The sequence below is a fragment of the Comamonas sp. BIGb0124 genome, assembly GCF_003752175.1.
Taxonomy (GTDB): domain Bacteria; phylum Pseudomonadota; class Gammaproteobacteria; order Burkholderiales; family Burkholderiaceae_C; genus Comamonas_F.
Map to the genome: position 1 here is coordinate 2,501 of NZ_RJVF01000004.1, position 2,665 is coordinate 5,165.

The 2,665-nt window shown below is 50.8% G+C and carries 1 rRNA gene (only partly in view); it reads left to right on the forward strand.

The window, feature by feature from the left end:
- Window positions 1-2,563, forward strand: a 23S ribosomal RNA gene (locus EC845_RS01245); it begins 313 nt to the left of the window's first position.
- Window positions 2,564-2,665: the final 102 nt, after the last annotated feature.

A 2,665-nucleotide genomic window follows, 5' to 3' on the forward strand; every position in this document is an offset into this window, starting at 1 on the left:
GAGGGTGATAGCCCCGTACGTGAAAAGATTTGTGTGGTACTGAGCTGACGAAAAGTAGGGCGGGACACGTGTAATCCTGTCTGAATATGGGGGGACCATCCTCCAAGGCTAAATACTCATCATCGACCGATAGTGAACTAGTACCGTGAGGGAAAGGCGAAAAGAACCCCGGGAGGGGAGTGAAATAGATCCTGAAACCGCATGCTTACAAAAAGTAGGAGCCTCGAAAGGGGTGACTGCGTACCTTTTGTATAATGGGTCAGCGACTTACATTCAGTGGCAAGGTTAACCGAATAGGGGAGCCGTAGAGAAATCGAGTCCGAATAGGGCGTTCAGTCGCTGGGTGTAGACCCGAAACCAAGTGATCTATCCATGGCCAGGATGAAGGTGCCGTAACAGGTACTGGAGGTCCGAACCGACTAGTGTTGCAAAACTAGCGGATGAGCTGTGGATAGGGGTGAAAGGCTAAACAAACTTGGAAATAGCTGGTTCTCTCCGAAAACTATTTAGGTAGTGCCTCAAGTATTACCGTCGGGGGTAGAGCACTGTTTTGGCTAGGGGGTCATGGCGACTTACCAAACCAAGGCAAACTCCGAATACCGACGAGTACAGCTTGGGAGACAGAGCACCGGGTGCTAACGTCCGGACTCAAGAGGGAAACAACCCAGACCGCCAGCTAAGGTCCCTAAAATTGGCTAAGTGGGAAACGAAGTGGGAAGGCTAAAACAGTCAGGATGTTGGCTTAGAAGCAGCCATCATTTAAAGAAAGCGTAATAGCTCACTGATCGAGTCGTCCTGCGCGGAAGATGTAACGGGGCTAAGCCAGTTACCGAAGCTGCGGATGCACAGTTTACTGTGCGTGGTAGGAGAGCGTTCTGTAAGCCTGTGAAGGTGCGTTGTAAAGCGTGCTGGAGGTATCAGAAGTGCGAATGCTGACATGAGTAGCGTTAAAACGGGTGAAAAGCCCGTTCGCCGTAAGCGCAAGGTTTTCTACGCAACGTTCATCGGCGTAGAGTGAGTCGGCCCCTAAGGCGAGGCAGAGATGCGTAGCTGATGGGAAACAGGTCAATATTCCTGTACCGATGTATAGTGCGATGTGGGGACGGATCTTAATAGGTTATCCGGGTGTTGGATGTCCCGGTTTAGACAGAAGTAGGCGTTGGGTAGGCAAATCCGCTCAACATATACCGAGGCTGTCGATCGAGCGAGCTTGCTTGCGAAGTAACTGAACGAGGTTCCAGGAAAAGCCACTAAGCTTCAGCTATACACGACCGTACCGCAAACCGACACTGGTGCGCGAGATGAGTATTCTAAGGCGCTTGAGAGAACTCAGGAGAAGGAACTCGGCAAATTGACACCGTAACTTAGGGAGAAGGTGTGCCCAAGTAGTGTGAAGTGAACAACGGAGCATGAAAGGGTTGCAAAAAATTGGTGGCTGCGACTGTTTAATAAAAACACAGCACTCTGCAAACACGAAAGTGGACGTATAGGGTGTGACGCCTGCCCGGTGCTGGAAGATTAAATGATGGGGTGCAAGCTCTTGATTGAAGTCCCAGTAAACGGCGGCCGTAACTATAACGGTCCTAAGGTAGCGAAATTCCTTGTCGGGTAAGTTCCGACCTGCACGAATGGCGTAACGATGGCCACACTGTCTCCTCCTGAGACTCAGCGAAGTTGAAATGTTTGTGATGATGCAATCTCCCCGCGGAAAGACGGAAAGACCCCATGAACCTTTACTGTAGCTTTGTATTGGACTTTGAACGGATCTGTGTAGGATAGGTGGGAGGCTTTGAAGTGGAGACGCTAGTCTTCATGGAGCCGACGTTGAAATACCACCCTGGTGCGTTTGAGGTTCTAACCTAGGTCCCTGAATCGGGATCGGGAACAGTGCATGGTAGGCAGTTTGACTGGGGCGGTCTCCTCCCAAAGTGTAACGGAGGAGTTCGAAGGTACGCTAGGTACGGTCGGACATCGTGCTCATAGTGCAATGGCATAAGCGTGCTTAACTGCGAGACTGACAAGTCGAGCAGATGCGAAAGCAGGACATAGTGATCCGGTGGTTCTGTATGGAAGGGCCATCGCTCAACGGATAAAAGGTACTCTGGGGATAACAGGCTGATACCGCCCAAGAGTTCATATCGACGGCGGTGTTTGGCACCTCGATGTCGGCTCATCTCATCCTGGGGCTGTAGCCGGTCCCAAGGGTATGGCTGTTCGCCATTTAAAGAGGTACGTGAGCTGGGTTTAAAACGTCGTGAGACAGTTTGGTCCCTATCTTCCGTGGGCGCTGCAGATTTGAGGAAGCCTGCTCCTAGTACGAGAGGACCGGAGTGGACACACCTCTGGTGTATCGGTTGTCACGCCAGTGGCATCGCCGAGTAGCTATGTGTGGAAGAGATAACCGCTGAAAGCATCTAAGCGGGAAACTCGTTTCAAGATGAGATCTGCCGGGGCCTTGAGCCCCCTGAAGAGTCGTTCGAGACCAGGACGTTGATAGGTCGGGTGTGGAAGCGCAGTAATGCGTTAAGCTAACCGATACTAATTGCTCGTGCGGCTTGACCCTATAACTTTGATCTACAATCGTAGCTTCAAAGAAATATGCCAAGAGACGCAATCAAAAAATTCTGAATAAACAAGCTGAATTCGATTCTATAAATTCGTGTTG